Genomic DNA, 20,036 nt, shown 5'->3' with positions numbered 1-20,036 from the left:
TCAGCAAATTTGTCGGGGCGGGCGGATTTGAACCGCCGACCTCATGGTCCCGAACCATGCACGCTATCCGAGCTGCGCTACGCCCCGAAAAATCACAACAAATATTTTATAATGATAAAACCCCCAATCAAAAGAATTATAAATAAAGTGGCAAGTAGATTAAAATATTTATCGATAAAACCTTTTATTGGTTTACCGAATTTCCAAATTAAACCAGCCACTGCAAAAAATCGCACGGATCTACCGATTATAGATGCGATCATAAATTGAAAGAAATCGAAAGAAAACATTCCGGAAGAAATCGTGAATATTTTATAGGGCAAAGGTGTAATTGCTGCGCCCAAAACAGCCCAGAAACCATATTTATCGTACCATTCTTTTATTGCCTGCATAATTTCCTGGCCATGGTAAAACTCTACAATTGGACGGCCAATGGAATCATAACCGAACATCCCGATTCCATACCCTGCTATGCCTCCGATAAGTGATCCAATTGTAGCGACCAGGGCGAAATGAAATGCCCGTGTTGGTATTGAAATAGCCAGGGCAATTAACAACACATCCGGAGGTATCGGGAAAAATGATGATTCGGCAAAGGCAATTAAAAATAATGCCCACATACCGTAAGGCGTTTCTGCCCAATGAAGCACCCAATCATACAACCGCCGAATAATATTTTTATTGTTTTCTAAAGTTAATTCATTAACTGCCATAACTTATTGTCCTACAAAGCATTATAAAAAATCTTATAGTATCTAAGCTGCGTCGAATATGGCTAATACCATTTGATAATCTTGTTGAAATCGGAATTTGAACTATCGTAGCGTTCGATTTCGCAAATTTTATAAGCAGCTCACTTTCCAATTCATAATGATCACTATATAAATTTAGTTTTTTCAGCATGTTTAGATTAATTAGCCTAAAGCCACATTGGGAATCCTTAACTCGGTAATTACAAATTAAAGATAAAATCAAACTTGACAACTTATTACTAAAGTAACGATCAATTGGGAAAGACCTTAAAGTCAACTCCCTTGTACCGATAACAAGGTCATAATTTCCATTTTTTACTGCATCTAAAAAGAAAGATATCTGATTTGGATCATGTTGATAGTCCGCATCAAGCACAATCGCATGAGAAAACCCATGCTCAATTGCATATCGGAATCCTGTTTTTAGAGCTGAACCCTTACCGGTATTTTTTTTGTGTTTTAGAAGAATTAAATTAAATCCTTCTATATCCTCAATTGTTCCATCAGTCGATCCATCATCAACAACTACAACATTACTATTGACAGTACTTACCTTCCTCAAATCGATAAGTGTCTTTCGTAAAAACTTAGCCACATTATAAGCTGGCAAAATGACAATGAACGAAGCTTCCTTATGAATTTTGGTTGCTATCGAATGAATTCGATTGATCCTTTTTAAACTAAAAAATGAAGACAAAATTTAATACATATTCGTTCTAAAATCAATATTAATAAGGCATATAATATCTTGAAAATTAGTTAATGTTTTGTTTAAATTTGCTTAACTTGTTTATGAACATTATCTTTACTTTTAAGTTTCATTCACTTATTTTTTCAGAAAAATGAAATTATTTAACTAATGGAGTTCATTTAATGAAGTACTTTGCGTATAGTTCGAAGCTTATTTTGATATTAATCATAGGACCGATTTATTTAAGTTGCGCTAAAAAAGAAGCAGTCGTGGAAGATCCAAAAACCTATGAAGCAATCGGTGTTATTGTATCTATGGATCAGGAAAATAGCTATATCACAATAAATCACAAAGAAATAACAGGGCTAATGGCAGCAATGACAATGCCCTTCTCAATTGCAGACACTACAATATTAGAGGGATTTCAAAAAGACGATAAAATAATTTTTACTCTTGAGGTGACGGAGAGTAAATTTATTGTTACAAAGATAGAAAAGGTTAATTAAAATTTAGAATAGAAAAAACAAGTCAGAATAATAATTGTTAACAACCAAACCCTGGCTCTATTCGTCTAATACGATAACTGCTATAACTAAATTGTCTTGGTGAAAATGTTAAAATCCATTAAGTATGTAATCATTACCGGTGTCGTACTTGCATTATTAATAACTGCAGATTACTACCTTATTAAGAAAAATCCCGATGTTCTTAATTTATCTATGTCAATGCTCGGCGAGAAATTTAAAGAGCTTGTACCGGAAGGCGGTGAAGCTATAAGCAGGCTATTTGACCAATTTGCTAAGAAAGTTGAAGCGCAAGAAATCGATCCGGACGATGTTGAACAAATCGCAGCCAATATACTTAATTTAAGGAACCAAAATGCAACGTTAACCCCGGAACAAGCTCAATCCGTAATATCTGTGGCATTCTTAAAGCCGAAATTTGAAGTTAATTTACTACCTGATTCAATCCAAGCACCACCTCCTGTTGTTTCGCCTGAAGAAATGCAAGAAATTGATATAGAAGCTATTGTGGTTTCCCGCCGCCTGCCTAGAAAAATTATTGATCCGGAGCGGTATGTAAGATTAGGGGAAAGATTAAAAGATGTATTCGAAATGAATGATAAAATTCAAAGAGAAATGCGAATAAAGTTAGAGCCGCATGATTTAAATAAGCATTTTCGGTTTTTAAGCGAAGATGGAATCAAACTAATTATTGATACTGAGATTAAGCAGGTAATATTCAAAATTGAGTCAAGACAACTATATAAAAAAATTCAAAATTTAGAAAAACGACAAATGCTAGTTTGGCGTGAAAATATGGCTGAAGAGATGCGAAAAGACTTGAAGGTAAAAGAATCTCAATTACAAGAATTAGCAGAATTTAAAAATACGCATTGGGAAAGGATAAAAGAGTTAAGAATCGAGAATGTATTGAGATCATTAGAACATTTAAAGAAATTAGAAACAATGGGTTACAGACCACTTTTCAGCTCAGACTCAATTCGGGTGGCAATCGAAATTAAAATTAAGGAAGTTCAACAGGAAAAGGAACTTCAAAAGGATGAAGAAAAAGATAAAAAATAGCACCTGAACTTGTCAAAACACAGCATTGTTATTTATTTTGAATCACTCCAATTTTTCCCCACAATATTTACAGAATGCCGAATCCAAGTCATGGCCGGGATTATTACACGAACCACAGGTTCTGTTTGAACTCATTTGTCTTTGAACTTGAGATAATTCCACCGTGAGAATTCCTGTCGGAACTGCAATGATAGCAAAACCAATAATCATCACAATCGAGGCAAGAACCTGCCCTATATTGGTTTGAGGTGATATATCACCATACCCTACAGTTGTTAAAGTAACTATTGCCCAATAAATACCACGAGGAATACTGGAGAAACCATGCTCAGGTCCTTCAATGACATACATAAGAGAGCCAATGACAATTACTAATGTGAGAATAGAAAATATAAAGATCGAGATTTTGAAACGGCTGGCCCGTAAGGCTTGCATCAACATATTTGCTTGCGAAATGAACTTAACGAGTTTCAGAATCCGAAAAACTCGTAAGAGCCGCAAAACACGAATAACCAATAAAAACTGTGCTCCTGGAATTAAAACACTTAGGTAAGTAGGGGCAATAGCTAATAAGTCAATTACCCCGAAAAAACTCCAGACATATGAGAGGTTTTTTTTCACACTTATAAGCCGCAACAAATATTCCATGGTGAAGAGAATAGTAAACAACCATTCTAAATCTCGTAAAAGGACACCATTCTCTAAACGAAAGGATTCTACACTTTCCAGCATAACCACCAAAACGCTGAAAGAGATTAGAATTATAAGTATAATATCAAAAAACTTTCCCCAAAAAGTATCCGATTCGAAGATAACCACAAAAAGCTTAGACTGCCATTTACTCGATTCATTTTTTTCAATTTTCATAAATAAAATACCTGGGCAATTGTACTACTATTTCGATGCGATAAATACGGATTTATATTCACTGTAATGATCCAAAGCAACCATCCCCTGCTCTCTTCCTACTCCACTTTGCTTCATACCTCCAAACGGTGCTTCAATATGAACACTACTGCTGCTATTTACCGAGATCATCCCTGTTTCAAATGCTCGAACAACTCGTAACGCTCTGCCAATATCCCGGGTCCATACTGACCCGGACAATCCATATTTGCTATCATTAGCGAATTCAACAGCTTGTTCTTCATCCTCAAAAGGCATGATCGTAACAACTGGTCCAAAGATTTCTTCCTGAAAAATTCTCATATTGGTGTCTACATCAACAAAAACCGCAGGTGTCAGGAAATTACCATTGGAAAGTTCAGCTGTTTTTGGAATTTTGCCTCCGGCTGCTTTTTTAGCTCCTTCCTGCTCCCCTATTTCCAAATATTTGCATACCGAATCACGATGTTCCGGTGTTATCAATGGTCCCATTTCAGTATTCTCATCTTGCGGTAACCCTATCTTAAGACTCTCAGCCCTTTGTACAAACCTTTCAACAAAATTATCAAAAATTGGTTTTTCTACCAAAATTCGGCTTCGTGAACAACAGTCCTGACCTGCATTGTCATAAACTGAAAAAATAGAGGATTCAATACAATCATCTAGGTTTGTATCAGCAAATACAATATTTGCAGATTTTCCTCCCAACTCCAGGGATATTCGTTTTATGTCATGCCCGGCCATTTTCATAATATTACCACCGATTTCGGTAGATCCTGTAAAAGATATTTTTCTTACATATGGATTTAAAACTAGAGCAGAGCCAACAACCTTCCCCGATCCGGGCAGAACATTGATCACACCACTCGGGATTCCAGCTTCCAATGCTAAATCAGCCAATGCTAAGGTACTTAGAGGTGTGGCTGTTGCGGGTTTGATAATAACCGTATTTCCCATTGCAATTGCGGGAGCAACTTTCCAGCTTGCAATTAATAATGGAAAGTTCCAGGGCGTTATTAAAGCACAAACCCCCAAAGGTTCACGGAACGTTAATAATGTTCCATCAGCCGCAACGGGAATGGTCTGTCCATGGACTTTGTTGATTGCTCCGGCATAATATTCAAATGTGTTCGCAGCAGCTTGAATTTCCCACCTGGCTGCGTTTATTGGTTTACCTACATTTTTCGATTCAAGTTGAGCCAGGTATTCTGATTTATCTCGAATTAAATTTGCAATCCGTTGTAACAATTGCCCTCGACTTCGTGAGTCCATTGATTTCCAAGGACCTTTTACGAATCGCGAATAAGCAATGCGAACGGTTTTTTCCACATCTCCGACAGTTGCTTGTGCAACGCGAGCATATTCTTTACCATTTGCAGGATCACATAACTTTATATCTTTTTCATCTGAACTAGGAATACGTTTCCCATCGATCGATAAACCGTAAAACTCCAATTTTTCCATTTGTATCCTCTCCTAATTGGGTGTTACGTATGCTGCTGTAATTCCACCGTCAACAATAAATTCTGTCCCTGTAATGTATGAAGATTCATCGGAAGCAAGAAAAAGTGCACTATAGGCAATTTCTTTGCTTTCCCCAAATCGTCCCATTGGAATATGCACTAACCTGCGTTGTTTTTTTTCTTCTGTATCGAGAAAATTCATCAATAATTCTGTTCGCAATGGACCAGGACAGAGAGAATTTACCCGAATCCCTTCTCGAGCGTGGATAATAGCTAATTCGCGAGTCATTGCCAATACGCCGCCTTTACTTGCTGTATAAGCGATTTGAGGTGTTGCAGCGCCCATTAAAGCGACAAATGACCCGGTATTGATGATCGATCCACCGCCAGCCCTCTGCAGCGCAGGAATTCCGTTTTTGCAACCTAAAAATACTCCTTTTAAATTTATTTCTATGGTTTGGTTCCACACCTCCGGTGTGGTTTCAACAGCATTTCCATCATCAATATGCATAATACCGGCATTGTTGAATAACACATTCAGTTTGCCGAATTCTTCTTCAGCTATTTTGATCATTTTGGCAGAATCAGATTCATTTGACACATCAGCATGAACAAAAATAGCCTGGCCATTTTGTTTATGAATGAGTTCGACGGTTTCATTCCCCGCTCTGTCGTTGATATCAACAACGACAACCTTGGCTCCTTCCCTGGTAAAAAGGAGCGCAGATTCCCGTCCAATGCCACTTCCAGCCCCGGTAATTAATGCTACTTTATCTTTTAATCTCATTTAAATAACCTTCTTACCGTATTGATTATCAAAAAGAAAAACATTGCTTCAAAACATATTTCTAGTTTTAAAATGGAATGTAGTTAACTTTTTTTTGCTTTTTTTACTAAATCTAAAAATAAATGATTTTCTAAAGGATTTTCAGCAGCATTTAGTTCCGGATGCCATTGAACAGCAAGCAATAATTCATTTTTTTTCAATTCAACTGCTTCAACAACACCATCATCCGACCATGCAACAGCATTCAATCCCTTACCTAATTTATCCAGCGATTGATGGTGCCAGGATTTAACATTCCTGACTTTTTTATTCATTATAATTGCCAAAAAAGATTTTGGCCGTATTTTTATCATATGATCAACTGGTTTTCTATCTGGAGTTCTGTGGAAGACTGTTTCCCCAAAAACGTCCGGTATATGTGGAATTAAATTACCACCCAGGACAATATTAAGGATTTGAGTTCCTCGGCATATACATAAAGTTGGTAATTTAGACTTCAGGACAATATTCATCAGTGCCAATTCAAACCGATCTCGTTCTGGATCAATATTATAATTTGTGGAATGAGAATCTCCACCGTACCAATTGGGATCTATATCACCGCCACCCGAAAATATTATTCCATCAATAAAATGAATAAGTTCTCTAAGGTCAGCCCCACCTACTGGTAAAATAATTGGCACTCCCCCGGCATTTCTAACCGCATCCACATATTCCCTCGGCAAATGGAATTCTTCCTTGGCATCCCGCCCATAGCTAACAATTCCAATGATTGGTTTTTTAGTAGGTTCTTCGTCTTTTGGTTTTTCTATATTCTTTCGAAAAATCTTTCTCGCTCCCAGTTTGTTACAACTTGATCAAATTTACTTTGCTCAATTGAAAAGAAGTGCAGATAATGATCTACGACTTCATTACCAAATGCTTTATGTGCGAATTTGCTTTTTTCCAGTATTTTAATGGCATCCCGCAAGTTGTTCGGTACTTCCGGCAAATCTTTGGCCAGATAGACATTACCGGTAAAAACATCAGGCGGCTCAATTTTGTTATCAATGCCATCTAATCCTGCTGCTAAAGTAGCTGCAAAAGCCAGGTAAGGATTTGCATCTGCGCCGGGAATCCGGCACTCAATCCGTAATGTATTTTCTTTTCCAACAATTCGAAATCCTGCCGTTCGATTATCGTAACTCCAGGCAATCTTCGTAGGAGCAAACGAACCGGCCTGGTATCTTTTGTATGAATTCACATTGGGTGCATAGAAAATTGCAATTTCCTGTGCATGGTACATCCAACCGCCCAGAAACCATCGAAATACATCTGATCCTTTTACAGGTCCGATTTTATGTGTTCCTTTAAACTGATTCTCCTTTTTCAACTCATCCCAAAGACTAACATGTAAGTGCATGCTTGAACCGGCAAGTTTTTCATCCCATTTAGCCATAAAGGTAATGGATAGTTCTTTTTGAAATGCAATTTCTTTAGCAGCATGTTTGTAGATGGAATGCCTGTCGGCCATTTCCATAAAATCACTATATTTCAAATTGATTTCGTGTTGTCCGGGTCCCCACTCTCCTTTGCTAAATTCCACTGGCACTCCACTCTCATCCATGCAATTTCGAATGCGGCCAACAAGATCTTCTTCTTTGGTTCCCTGGAGGATATGATAATCCTCAATGTACCAGCCAAATGTTTGTAATTTTAGATAATTTTTTTCTTTAGCGCTATCCAGAGTCTCTTTAAAAATAAAAAATTCAAGCTCAGAGCCAGCCATTGGTTCAAAGCCCATTGAACGGGCACGATCAATTTGTTTCTGTAGGATCCGACGTGGCGCTATTTCAACAACTTTCTCACCATCTGCAGAATAAAGATCACACATGACCATTGCTGCTTTAGGTAACCAGGAGGCTCGCCTCAGCGTAGCCATGTCTGGAACGACAGAAAAATCACCATAACCGGTTTCCCAGCTTGAGAATTTGTAACCGGGAACCGGGTCCATCTCCATGTCACATGCAAGTAAATAATCGCATGCATGCATACCCTGCCCCGATACATGATCCAGGAAGAAATGGCTCGTAATCCGTTTCCCGACCAACCTGCCATACATATCCGGAAATACAGTAAGAATTGTGTCTATATTGCCATTCTCTACTTCATGTTTTAATGTGGCTATTTCAAGCATTCCGGAAATGTTTTCTTTTGCCATACAAATTAACCTTTAAATCAATTCTTTTTCACATTCTTTGAGTAAAGCGAATTCTTCTTCAGGAGATTCTGCAACCAAGCAATGGCGGCCATGAATCCAAAAATATAAATGCCGACTGAATACCAGACGATAATTCCATAAACTCCAGGTCGATACTCTTCATTTAAAAAACAAGCAACAATTGCAACCAGTGTTAAAAAACCTGCTAAACCCGCAAACAAACTCCCACCAGGACTCGAATAAAGTCTTTCTAGTTCCGGCATTCTTATTTTGATAATAATACAACTTGCCATCATAAGCACATAAGATATTGCGGCACCCAATACAGTCATATTTAAAAGAGCTGCACCTACAATACCCGATCCAGATCGATCCGGCTAAACATACGATGGCTCCTCCAATCAATGCAACGAAAGGAGTCTTATTTTTTTTCAAAGTCAAAGACCATACCCTGGAAAAATAACCAGCCCTGGAAAGACTAATATTTGTCTACCATAAGCGTAGATAATCGAATGAAAACTAGCAACTAATCCGGTTAATCCTATGAGTGACAATGTGATTGATGTAGCACAAAGTCCAAATATCGATTCAAAACCATCCGCCAGCGGAGCGTTTGAGGATCTGATTTTTGCTGCTCCCTCACCCACTCCGGCGTTGATGGTTAATGTAAGTACGGAGAGGATCAACAGAGTAAATATGCCATACAAACATTGCTTTTGGCATATCTTTGGCAATATTTTCAGTTTCTTCTGCTGCTAGCGGTAATTCTTCTATAGCCAGGTAAAACCAAATGGCAAAAGGGATAGCTGCAAAAATGCCTTCCCAGCCAAAAGGCAAATTGACTGAATTGCCGGTGGTAGGTTCGATATTAAATAGTCGTTCGAATGACCAGGAACCGGAATAAATTGCACCTCCAATAATTGATGCAATGCAAGCTAAGACTAGCGAAACTTTGAGTGTCAACTCAATTGCCCCAATATTAATTTCTACAAAAATCGCATATGAAAAAATCCACCAAACCGGTAACGGGACATTGGGAAAAACAAAGTTCAAATACCCACTAATTCCGGCGACAATAACCGCGGGTGTGATTACACATAATGACTACTGCAAGTCCTGTTAAATATCCACCCCAGGGACCAAAAGCTTGCCGGGCAATATGAATAAGGGCCTCCGGCATAAGGTAACGCTGTAGAGAGTTCGGTCAACGAATACATCATTGCCGTGTACATGATTGCCATGAAAATTGTTGTGATCGCCACCCCCCAAAAACCACCGGCAGATAAACCAAAATTCCAACCAAAATAATTGCCTGTTATAACGGCTCCGACTCCTAATCCCCACAACAAAACCCACCCGGCTATTTTTGATAATGAGCGTTTCTCCAGATAATCCGATCCAACGTGTTCATATTCAACGCTGCCTACACGCTGTATTGATTCGGTTTTTCTTTTTGGCTTTTCTGCACTCATAGATAACTTCCAGCTAGAATGGTAGGCTCAACTAAAATAAGAATAAATTAAAAGGCTCTAAATAAAAAATCAATTTATTTGATTGATTAAAAGCAAGGTTTTCCTTTTGATTGAAGTTAATGAATATCCCTGCCTTCGCGGAGATACGGAGAGAAAATCCACAACATTTTTTCGCCACACAAGAAAACCAATTATTCATATTCTTCAATCATAAGCTGTCGCCCCAAGCCTTGAAGATCAGGAAAAATCACATGGTAATCTAGACCAGCGTCTTGCAAAAAGCGCCGTGCCTCCTCATGAAGATTGACAGGGATGGTTAACTTTCGTACACAATTTTGCGCGATGTCCTCAAGGGGGGAGCTCATATCAAAGTGTAATGTGAACATTGCTTATTGCGCTTGCATACGCCGATCGAACCGTCTGTGTATACACCGCGAATGCCGCTGAGGAGTAATCAAACTTCTCGGCTCGCTGGATGAAGAGTTGCTCGTAGCCTTCGACGAAATCACGGTTGAGACGAAGCAAATCTGATTTTCCACCTAATAAGTTATGGCAGGAAGGATCGAGGATCCAGACAGCACAATCGGATTCAGTATCTAGAAGCGCAAAGTAGAGTGCAACACCAAACGACTGAGATCAATCTAACAAGCGCGTCGGGACGCCATAATGCTGCATCAAAACGAGAATGTCCCATGAATCTGCGCTGGGTGGGATATCCGCTGCTCCTCTGGTCATGAACTTGCCGAACAAGCGTGATTCCTTCGTTTTAATCCCACGGGCAGATTCGTTCGACTTTAGTTTCCTCGCTAGTCGTGGCTTGAGTTTCCATGATGCGTCCGTGTGTCCACGAAAAAACGGATCCGAAATATTGAGGTCATTCAAGAACTGCTGCAACTCGTCAAGTATGATGTTCCAAGAAGCCATCAACTATCCTCAAAATATTCCACAATAGCCCTCCTTGTATCCTAATTTAACAAACCCATACAGAAAAAGTCAACCCTTTTTTCGCCGTAAATCTCTCTTGAGAGGCTGGGCCTGAGCCTGACTCAGGGGTATGTTCTTTTATAACTGTTAAAATGATTTGCGCAAATTTACGTTATTACTGCGTTTCAATTCTTCTCATAACTTTGCGCGGGTACTGACTCAAAATCACGACCCTGTCCGTTGCGTCCAACTCGATTTGTTTATTAGGCATTTTTCATTTTTCTTTATTCCACAGTCTCGATAGCCAACAAATTTATCGAGCAATGCCATTATCCACTGCCATAATTTTTGGTCCCATAAACATGGTGAATTCTTACAAATCCCTAAATCATACTTTTGCAAAATTTTATAGCATTATTTGGCATATAGGAAATAACAACTTAATTGTCCAAAACATTACGAATTGTAAATACTATTGTATTAGATTGTACCGTAAACCTATTTTAAACTCAAAATATCTCATTTGAATTATGTTATTATCGGTGCCAAGAGCATCTTGCTTCACACTTGAGTTTAATGGAGGTTGCAAAGAATAACTAGAACTCTGTTTTGATAATGTAGCATTTACTGAATTATATTTAAAGGAAGGTGCAAATTCAATTCTACCAACAGGAATACTGAACCCGCCACCAAAACCTATTCCATATCCTGATTTCGATCGCATTGTAGATGATCCTGAAGCTACAACATCTTCATTTTGAAATATAAATCTTGCTCTGAAATTCGTCTGTGCTAAAAATGATTGCCTTTTCAATTCAACAATCAAAAAGGGTTTGAAACCTCTTGCAGTTCGCATTAGGTCATACATGAAACCAAAAGAAAAACCAGATGTTTTGTAATTCGTAGTAACATTTGTAAAATCAGAAGTTGGGTATGGGAAATATAAGTAGACTTGTTTCACGAAAAGAAAAGGTGTTTCAATATTATCGTGAAATTGACTTAAATGATATCCGATATATGGGTACAATCTAAATCGAGTATTGAGCAATATGCGACCTTCAATCCCCAAACCGCCTGTGACATTTTGTAGCCATTTATCTCCAAAAGCTCTATTCTCATCAAACTCGCCAAAAGCTGTGAAACTGTGTCCAAAACTGAGTTCTAACCTGACTCCAAATGTATCTTTTCTTTTATTATTTGATACAGGCGATTCAGTCTCGCGCTTATCGAAGTTATATTGCAAGCCAATTCCGATCTCACTATGACTAAGGTTGATCTTATGTCCTTCGGGGATAGTAAGATCTCCTTTAACAGTAGCAACCGATCCATAAGGAGGTTGCGCATAAGTGTTCTGTAAATTTCGATTTGCAACCTTCATTTTAGCTGAAATATGTTTAAACATTGGTGTTAAAACGAATTGTCCAACAGGAATATTGAATCCAACACCGATGCTTTTCTCGATTGAAGCTTTTGTTTCAAGTCTTGAACGTCCCCAAAAGTTTACTATTTCACCTAACTCAGGATTAGACAAAATACCTTTTAGGTAAGTACCCGCCCTGAATTTTTGGTGCCCTAATTCGCCAAAAACGAAGGGGACTATGGGAAGGTTTAAATAGTCAAGCTCATGCATCATACCGAATTTGAATGTCTGTGTTTTGTAATTTGTTGCAGATTGCATTTGTTCGAATGGGAAATCAAAGTCTAACAAGTATATATGTTTCCACAACTCTGGATTCTCGTTCTTTTCATTATAAGAATCATAATTAAATCCAAAATAAGGTTTCAAAAAAAATGGAATTCTGAAAACAACCTGTCCTTCTATTGAAAAACCATCTGATACATGACTGAGCCATTGGTCAGCATAAACAGTAAAGTCTGAAACCACAATATCTCGAAAAGAATTTGATGGAACAATATTATGCTTGACTATGATCTTGTAGCTCAACCCAAATCCGTTCCCCTGAGCATATAAGTTAGAATGACTATGAATGCAAATAAACGTAACTATAAAAATAATAATCTTTTTCATATTCTTTAACTGAACTATTTTCGAGTAGTATTGACAATTTTCTAAAAAGACAAGTGAAACAACTTGATAATCAAAAATGAATAACCTTAAGGTGTCTATGTGTCAACACATCTCCAATACAGAACACTTTAACATAATATAAATCGAGAAGTTCTATTAACAGTTGCTTTTTTACTAGCCTAACATAGACGAACTCGTAAAAAGTCGGCAACCTTTTAGTGAATACAATATAATGTGGTTAAGCTACCAGCGTATCCGCAACCTGGAGAAAAAAGGGTTGGGGATCTATACCGTTGGCATACCACTCTAAGTTTTTAATAGATTCGTTCTTTTTCTATTACCTGTTGTAAAATTCAAATATTATTTTTAACCTATATGTGTGGTGGTTAACCTCAGCAAAGATATCTTTTATCAGGATGTTCTCTAAAGTACTCTAATTAAATTCAATCAAATTTTCAAAAGTCCTAATGTCACTCAAACTCTTTACCAGTAATCGTTTGGAAAACCTGTCAGAGGCTTTAGCAGAGACATTAATTCATCCTTTATCTTCACCATTCGATTCGGAAATCATTGTCGTGCAAAGCAAAGGGATGGAACGCTGGATTTCCATGGAATTGGCCAGGAAAATGGGCATCTGCTCAAATATTCAATTTCCCTTTCCCAACAAGTTTATTTACGAAATTTTTCAATCCATTTTTCCTGACCTTCCGGTAAGATCGAGCTTCGATCGCGAAATCATGGTTTGGAGAATCATGAAACTGTTGCCATTCTGTATCCAACAATCCCAATTTAATGCTCTCAGGCAATACCTTTCAGAACCCAGATCTGAAATCAAGAAGATACAGTTATCTGAAAGAATTGCTGATCTTTTTGATCAATACATTCTATTCCGCCCCGAAATGATATTTGATTGGGAAGCCGGAAAAGAAAACCATTGGCAAGCCGAATTATGGCGCGAAATGGTTAAGGGATCAAATAGCAAACACAGGGCAACCCTTGGCAGGGATTTAATCAAAACATTGGAAAAGACAAAAGTAAAATCCGAAAGCATTCCCGAAAGAATCGCGGTGTTCGGAATTTCTGCTTTGCCGAAATTTCACATTCAGATATTTTCTGCTCTTGCAAAAATTTCAGAAGTCAATTTATTTCTCATGAACCCATGCCGGGAATACTGGGGTGATATCCTATCCGATGCCGAAATCAAAATCATCGAAAGAAAAAAAATACCCGGTACACTCGATCTGTTCCATATAGAAAAAGGCAATACTATCCTGGCGTCAATGGGTAAACTGGGCCGCGATTTCTTCGACCTCATCGAAGAATGGGACACTGAAGAATTTTCCAATTACCAGGATCCGGGAAACGATACACTTTTGTCAAGTATTCAATCCGATATTTTACGATTACAAGATCGCAGTTTAACCAGGGAGCGTAAAAGGAAAATTGATCTTTCGGATCAAACGATTCAAATTCATTCCTGCCATAGTCCCAGGCGCGAGATGGAAATTCTCCAGAATCAATTGTTGGAGCTATTCGAGGAAAATCCATCACTTAAACCGGGTGATATTTTAGTCATGGCTCCGGATATTGAACCTTATACTCCCTTCATTCAAAGCGTTTTTGAACTGCCCTTTAACGATCCAAGACGGTTTCCTTTCAGCATTACGGATCGGAGTTTGAGCACAGAAAACTCCATTGTTAACACCTTCTTCGCAATCCTGGATCTGCCTGGCAGCCGTTTTAATGCTCCACAAATTTTTGCAATTTTGGAATATCCAGCGGTTCGGCAAAAATTTAATATTTCCGATAACGACCTGTCATTGGTGCAATCATGGATTAAAGAAACACGAATTCGATGGGGGCGGAATACAGAAAATCGTAGAGATCTTGGATTACCGGAATTCAATCAAAACAGTTGGCAGGCGGGTTTGAATAGGCTGCTACTTGGATACGCGTTACCCGGACAGGAACGCAATTTCTACGAAAATGAACTTTTACCCTTTGACGATGTCGAAGGCAGCCAGGCAGTTGTTTTAGGAAATTTTCTGGAATTTATAGAGCAATTATTTGAGACGGTTGATTCTCTCAAAATAAAACGAACCTTAGCGGATTGGTATCAAATGTTAAACGAGGTGCTCGAATTATTTTTTGCTACCAATGATGAGACTGTGCTGGATATTCACATTATTCGACGATTAATCGGAGAATTTGAAGAATATCAAGATCTTTCGAAGTTTGAAGATAAAATTGAGCTTGAGGTAATAGTCCATCATTTAAAAACCAGGCTCAACAATGAAGGATTTGGTTATGGATTTATGACCGGTGGTGTTACATTTTGCTCCTTGCTGCCTATGCGAAGTATTCCGGCAAGGGTAATTTGTTTGATTGGTATGAATAGTGATGCATATCCCCGCCAAAACAGACAATTGGGTTTTGACCTACTCGCTAAATCACCGCAAAAGGGCGACCGGTCCCGCCGCAATGACGACCGCTACTTATTTCTTGAAGCCATCCTTTCTGCCAGGGATAAATTATACATTAGTCATATCGGCCAAAGCATAAAAGATAATTCCGCTATTCCACCTTCGGTTCTGGTTAGTGAGTTGCTGGATTATATCCATTCAAATTTCGAAATAGAAAATTGCAGAATTATTGATCAAATCAAAACAAACCACAGGCTGCAAGCGTTTAGTCCTGAATACTTCAAAAGGTATAATGATCTGTTCAGTTATTCCGGTGACAATTTAGAGATCGCTAAAAGCCTGCTCGATTCTCAAAAAGAGCAGCCAATTTTCATTTCAGAAAAGCTTCCCGAACCTGACAAAAAATTTAAAGAACTAAGGTTACAAGACCTGTACCGGTTTTTTAGAAACCCAACCCGCTTTTTACTAAACAAGCGGTTAAATCTGTACCTCAGAGAAAATCAGGTTACAATTGAGGAAAAGGAGACATTTGCGTTAGCCGGACTCGATCGTTATGCCGTCTCGCAATCACTTGTGAAGAGTTCCTCAAAATATGATGAAACCCGGCAAATCAAAAAAGTCACATCATCAACCGGTATGCTCCCTATAGGCGCTGTAGGTGATTATGATTTCGATCGATTGAATAACAAAGTTCGGCATTTTGTTAGTAAGACAGAAGAAATTTTCCAACTCGCACCCCTGGACCCTGTTCAAGTTGATCTAAATATAAATGAGTTCCATGTAACAGGAAGATTAGATCACGTTCATGAAAATGGAAATGTACTTTTTCGATATGCCCGTGTAAAAGCCAAAGATCATCTTAATGCATGGTTAAACCACCTGGTTTTGAACTGTTACAGTTCCGGTAATTATCCTGCTCATAGTTTTCTTGCCGGTGTTAATAATGCAACGGACGGACAATGGGTTGGATGGGTTTTTCAACCGCTACAAAACAGCTTTGATATTCTCAGCAACCTGTTAGATATCTATTGGGAAGGTCTCTCCTACCCCATTCGGTTTTTTCCGGATTCGTCTTATACCTATTTTCGCTTAATTAAAGAAGAACAAAAAACGGTTGAAACAGCTTTGGAAAATGCCCAAAAAACATGGTTCGGAACTGACCGCCAACGAGGGGAAATTGAAGATGTCTATTTTCAACTTTGTTTTCGCAATAATGAAGATCCATTATCGGGTGATTTTGAAAAGCTTTCCCAGGTAGTATATGAACCGCTAATTGACAATCGTGAGGAATTGTTATAGTGCAAACTGCAAAAGAGTTTGATCTTCTCAATAGTCCTCTCGGAGGCATGAACCTGATTGAAGCCAGCGCCGGTACGGGTAAAACGTTTACGATCACTGGAATCTTTATCCGGCTGCTTATCGAGACCGGACTTACTGTCGACCAAATCCTGGTAGTCACTTTTACCGAAGCGGCGACAAATGAATTGAAGGAACGGATTCGCAACAAACTTCGAGAGACCAAAGAAGCACTATCAATTAAAAGCAGCAATGATCCGCTTCTTGTGAATTTGATCAAAAACAATCCATCTGAAAATGCAATAAAAAAAATAAACGTTGCAATCCGGGATTTTGATGAGGCTGCAATTTTTACCATTCATGGGTTCTGCAACAAAATACTGCGAGAACAAGCCTTTGAAAGTAAGGGTTTGTTCGATACCGAATTGGTCACGGAACAAACAGAAATACTTCGGCAGGTTGTTGAAGATTTTTGGCGAAAACAGATGTATGGTGAATCCGGATTATTTGTTGGATATGCTTTTGAAAAGATGAACCCGAACTCTCTTCTGGAACTTGTGATTGATAAAATCGGGCTCCACTTTCTTCAAATTATTCCGGAAGTATCTGTGGCCGACTCGAAAGAACTAGAAATTCGTTTTGAAGAATCTTTTCGAGGAGTTAAACAGCTTTGGCCAACATCTAAAGAAATAGTTAAGAAAATCTTTGATGATGACAATCGATTAAATCGTAATCGTTATCGAAAAGACAATATTCCATTCTGGCTCAAAGCGATGGATGTTTACACAACCTCTGAAAATGCTGCTCCGGTTCTATCCAGGGGTTTTGAAAAATTTACGACTTCAACCCTGGCAAAAGGGATGAAGAAAGGTTATTCATCCCCTGCCCTGCCATTTTTCGATGTATGTGAAAACCACCATCAAAATTTTCAAAGGCTTGAGGCAAATTACAAAAATCGATTGATTGCTCTTGAAACCGAATTATTCGATTATGCGCGCAAGGAACTGAAAAAACGAAAACTGGAAAAGAACATTTTCTTTTTTGATGATTTACTTTTGAATTTACATGCAGCCTTAAATCAAAATGGCAACGAAGTCGCCTCTACGATTAGAACAAAATTTAAAGCTGCCCTGATCGATGAGTTCCAGGATACAGACCCGGTTCAGTATGAAATTTTTAGAAAGATATTTGATCACAAAGACTCCGCCCTATTTCTTATTGGTGACCCAAAGCAGGCCATTTATGGTTTCAGAGGTGCAGATATTTTTGCTTATTTGCGTGCAAAAAAGGAAATTCCCAACAGTTATACCTTATCGAAAAACTACCGGTCAACGCCGGAATTAGTCACTTCGATTAACACGGTGTTTTCAAGAATTCAAAATCCATTTGTTTATGAAGCCATTCCTTATCATAAATGTGATTCCCCGGAAGCAGGCTACAGAGAACAACTTAGGTTCATGAATAAGACGGATACGCCTTTTCGATTGTGGTTTTTAGATGCGGCTAAATATAGCGACTCCGGAAAGCCAATTAGCAAACCGCAAGCGAGAAAAATATTATCGGATGCGGTTGCATCAGAAATTGTAAACCTGCTCACTCAAAGTCAGCAAGGCACAGCATTTATAGGTAACAATCCTTTGGAAGAAAAAGATATTGCCGTGCTGGTTCGAACCAACATCGAAGCACAACTCATGCAGGATACTTTAAGAAAACTGAATATCCATAGCGTGCTTTACAGCTCCGCAAACTTGTTTGAATCAAATGAGGCGCTAGAACTGGAAAGAATCTTAACAGCTTTGGTTGAGCCGAAAAGACAAAGATTGGTCAAAGCTGCCCTGGCAACAGATATCATTGGGATTCGAGGCGAGGAATTGTTGGGGTGGCAGGACGATGAGACCCGGCTGGAAGAATGGTTTGAAAAGTTTTTACTTTACCATAAATTGTGGCTGGAACATGGCTTTATTCGCATGTTCAAAGAACTCCTTACGCAGGAAAACCTGCAAAAACGCCTGATGTCTTACCCCGATGGCGAAAGGAGAATTACCAATTTACTTCACCTGGCTGAGATTCTGAATCAAACTTCTTCCGATCTAAATCTCGGCATGACAGGACTTCTAAAATGGCTTTCCGAGCAAATAGCTTCTAAAATAGGGCCAATCGAAGAACATCAACTTCGATTGGAAAGCGATGAGAACGCCGTGAAATTGGTAACGATGCATATGTGCAAAGGACTGGAATATCCAATTGTTTTCTGTCCCTTTACATGGTCCGGTTCTTACGTAAGAAATGCGGACACTCTAATATTCCATGATGAAAACCGTGAATGGTTATTTACCCTTGATCTTGGCTCTGACCGGATTGAGCAGAATAAAATCTATAAGGGAAAAGAGGAATTGGCAGAAAATTTACGATTGCTCTATGTTTCTTTAACTCGTGCAAAAAATCGCTGTTATCTTGTCTGGGGTAATTTTAGTGAGGGTAAGACTTCCGCACTGGCCTACTTATTTCATAATCCTGAGACATTGAATTCAGAAGACATTTTGAGCAGTTTAAAGGATCATTTAAAGAATATCGATGATCAAAGTTACCGAGCAGATTTGTTAAATAATTTAATCCCCAATTCGAAAGGCACGATCAAATTAACCGGTTTACCTGATCCTGCTGTGAGTCCTCTCATAAAATCAACTTCAGAAGAAATTGAACTAAGTTGTCGAGATTTTAAAACCAAAATTAAAATTTCGGAAGGAATCTCCAGTTATTCTTCCCTGGTTTCTCAAGTTCATCATACGGCTGAGTACCCGGATCATGATTCAATAGGAGTTATTCAATTTCCTGAAGCATCCCAAGAGGAAAAAGGTCCGGAGGATAAGTATTCTTCTTTTCTCAATTTTCCAAGAGGAGCAAAAACCGGGACTTTTATTCACGATATTTTCCAGAACCTGGATTATACCCTGGGTTTTTCTGCAATTGAGGATATGGTATTTTCTAAACTACATGCCTATGGTTTTGAGATTGAATGGTTAAATGCAGTTAGTAGCATGATTTCTAAATTGCTTGGGCACCCATTAACCGGCAAAAATTCATTTTCGCTTTCACAACTGCCAAACAAAAACCGTTTAAATGAATTAGAATTTTATTTTCCCCTCAGAAGTACCTCGCCAAATAATTTAAAAGAAATATTTACTAAAACCTTGGAATCGGAAACTTCACCAAAATTCATAGATAGAATTGAAGAAATGAACTTCGCCCCGATCGAGGGATTTATGAAAGGTTTTATCGATTTAGTATTTCACGAAAATGGTAAGTATTATATCATCGACTGGAAATCAAATTACCTGGGTAACTCAATTGAAAATTACAATCGTGCTTCAATGATGGAATCGATGATTTCGAATTTATATATTCTGCAATATCATATATATGCCATTGCACTCAATCAATACTTAAAATTGCGCATAAATGATTATAATTATGAACAACATTTTGGCGGACTTTTTTATATCTTTTTGCGTGAAGTGGAAACGGAGT

At 38.3% G+C, this 20,036-nt stretch carries 13 protein-coding genes, 1 tRNA gene and 1 pseudogene; 4 read left to right on the top strand and 11 right to left on the bottom strand.

What is annotated here, in order from left to right; genetic code table 11:
- Window positions 1-12: 12 nt before the first annotated feature.
- The 3 genes from IIC38_03605 to IIC38_03595 all read right to left on the bottom strand — a co-directional run bounded on the left by IIC38_03605 (window position 13) and on the right by IIC38_03595 (window position 1,347).
- Window positions 13-87, bottom strand: a tRNA-Pro gene (locus IIC38_03605).
- Window positions 88-92: 5 nt separating this feature from the next.
- Window positions 93-674 (bottom strand): DedA family protein, encoded by a 582-nt coding sequence (locus IIC38_03600; GenBank protein MCH8125033.1) that lies wholly within the window; start codon window positions 672-674, stop codon window positions 93-95.
- A gap of 28 nt (window positions 675-702) precedes the next feature.
- Complete coding sequence (locus IIC38_03595) at window positions 703-1,347, bottom strand: glycosyltransferase family 2 protein (protein MCH8125032.1); 645 nt, start codon at window positions 1,345-1,347, stop codon at window positions 703-705.
- A 278-nt stretch (window positions 1,348-1,625) separates the two neighbouring features.
- Here IIC38_03595 and IIC38_03590 point away from each other — a divergent pair, with 278 nt between their 5' ends.
- Together IIC38_03590 and IIC38_03585 are read left to right on the top strand one after the other, a co-directional pair.
- Complete coding sequence (locus IIC38_03590; GenBank protein ID MCH8125031.1) at window positions 1,626-1,949, top strand: copper-binding protein; 324 nt, start codon at window positions 1,626-1,628, stop codon at window positions 1,947-1,949.
- 105 nt (window positions 1,950-2,054) lie between these two features.
- Window positions 2,055-3,029 (top strand): hypothetical protein, encoded by a 975-nt coding sequence (locus tag IIC38_03585; GenBank protein MCH8125030.1) that lies wholly within the window; start codon window positions 2,055-2,057, stop codon window positions 3,027-3,029.
- 42 nt (window positions 3,030-3,071) lie between these two features.
- Here the strand turns inward: IIC38_03585 and IIC38_03580 are convergent, their stop codons facing one another.
- The 8 genes and pseudogenes from IIC38_03580 to IIC38_03545 form a co-directional block, all read right to left on the bottom strand.
- Window positions 3,072-3,896, bottom strand: coding sequence for an ion transporter (locus IIC38_03580; protein ID MCH8125029.1), 825 nt, complete (start codon window positions 3,894-3,896; stop codon window positions 3,072-3,074).
- Between the two features lie 27 nt (window positions 3,897-3,923).
- On the bottom strand, window positions 3,924-5,378 hold the full coding sequence (locus IIC38_03575) for an aldehyde dehydrogenase (protein MCH8125028.1): 1,455 nt from the start codon (window positions 5,376-5,378) through the stop codon (window positions 3,924-3,926).
- 12 nt (window positions 5,379-5,390) lie between these two features.
- Window positions 5,391-6,164: a glucose 1-dehydrogenase gene (locus tag IIC38_03570; GenBank protein MCH8125027.1), complete on the bottom strand. Its 774-nt coding sequence runs from the start codon at window positions 6,162-6,164 to the stop codon at window positions 5,391-5,393.
- Window positions 6,165-6,247: 83 nt separating this feature from the next.
- Window positions 6,248-7,006, bottom strand: coding sequence for a gamma-glutamyl-gamma-aminobutyrate hydrolase family protein (locus IIC38_03565; GenBank protein MCH8125026.1), 759 nt, complete (start codon window positions 7,004-7,006; stop codon window positions 6,248-6,250).
- Complete coding sequence (locus IIC38_03560) at window positions 6,973-8,364, bottom strand: glutamine synthetase (protein MCH8125025.1); 1,392 nt, start codon at window positions 8,362-8,364, stop codon at window positions 6,973-6,975. Before IIC38_03560 ends, IIC38_03565 begins: the two co-directional genes overlap by 34 nt.
- A 12-nt stretch (window positions 8,365-8,376) precedes the next feature.
- A pseudogene (locus tag IIC38_03555) lies at window positions 8,377-9,800 on the bottom strand (amino acid permease).
- A gap of 672 nt (window positions 9,801-10,472) precedes the next feature.
- Window positions 10,473-10,760, bottom strand: a complete 288-nt coding sequence (locus IIC38_03550; GenBank protein ID MCH8125024.1) for an FRG domain-containing protein — start codon at window positions 10,758-10,760, stop codon at window positions 10,473-10,475.
- A gap of 472 nt (window positions 10,761-11,232) precedes the next feature.
- A complete protein-coding gene (locus IIC38_03545) occupies window positions 11,233-12,789 on the bottom strand; it encodes a hypothetical protein (GenBank protein ID MCH8125023.1) in 1,557 nt (518 codons plus the stop codon).
- 467 nt (window positions 12,790-13,256) lie between these two features.
- On the opposite strand from IIC38_03545, the gene recC reads away from it, so the two are divergent.
- Together recC and recB are read left to right on the top strand one after the other, a co-directional pair.
- Window positions 13,257-16,511, top strand: a complete 3,255-nt coding sequence (recC, locus tag IIC38_03540; protein ID MCH8125022.1) for an exodeoxyribonuclease V subunit gamma — start codon at window positions 13,257-13,259, stop codon at window positions 16,509-16,511.
- Window positions 16,511-20,036: exodeoxyribonuclease V subunit beta (recB, locus tag IIC38_03535; GenBank protein MCH8125021.1), on the top strand; the 3,526-nt coding region annotated here is incomplete at its 3' end. The genes recC and recB, both read left to right, overlap by 1 nt.

The sequence above is a fragment of the candidate division KSB1 bacterium genome (assembly GCA_022566355.1).
Lineage (GTDB): Bacteria > Zhuqueibacterota > JdFR-76 > JdFR-76 > DREG01 > JADFJB01.
Note: the sequence above shows the minus strand (reverse complement) of the source record. Positions and strands in the feature narration are given on the sequence as shown.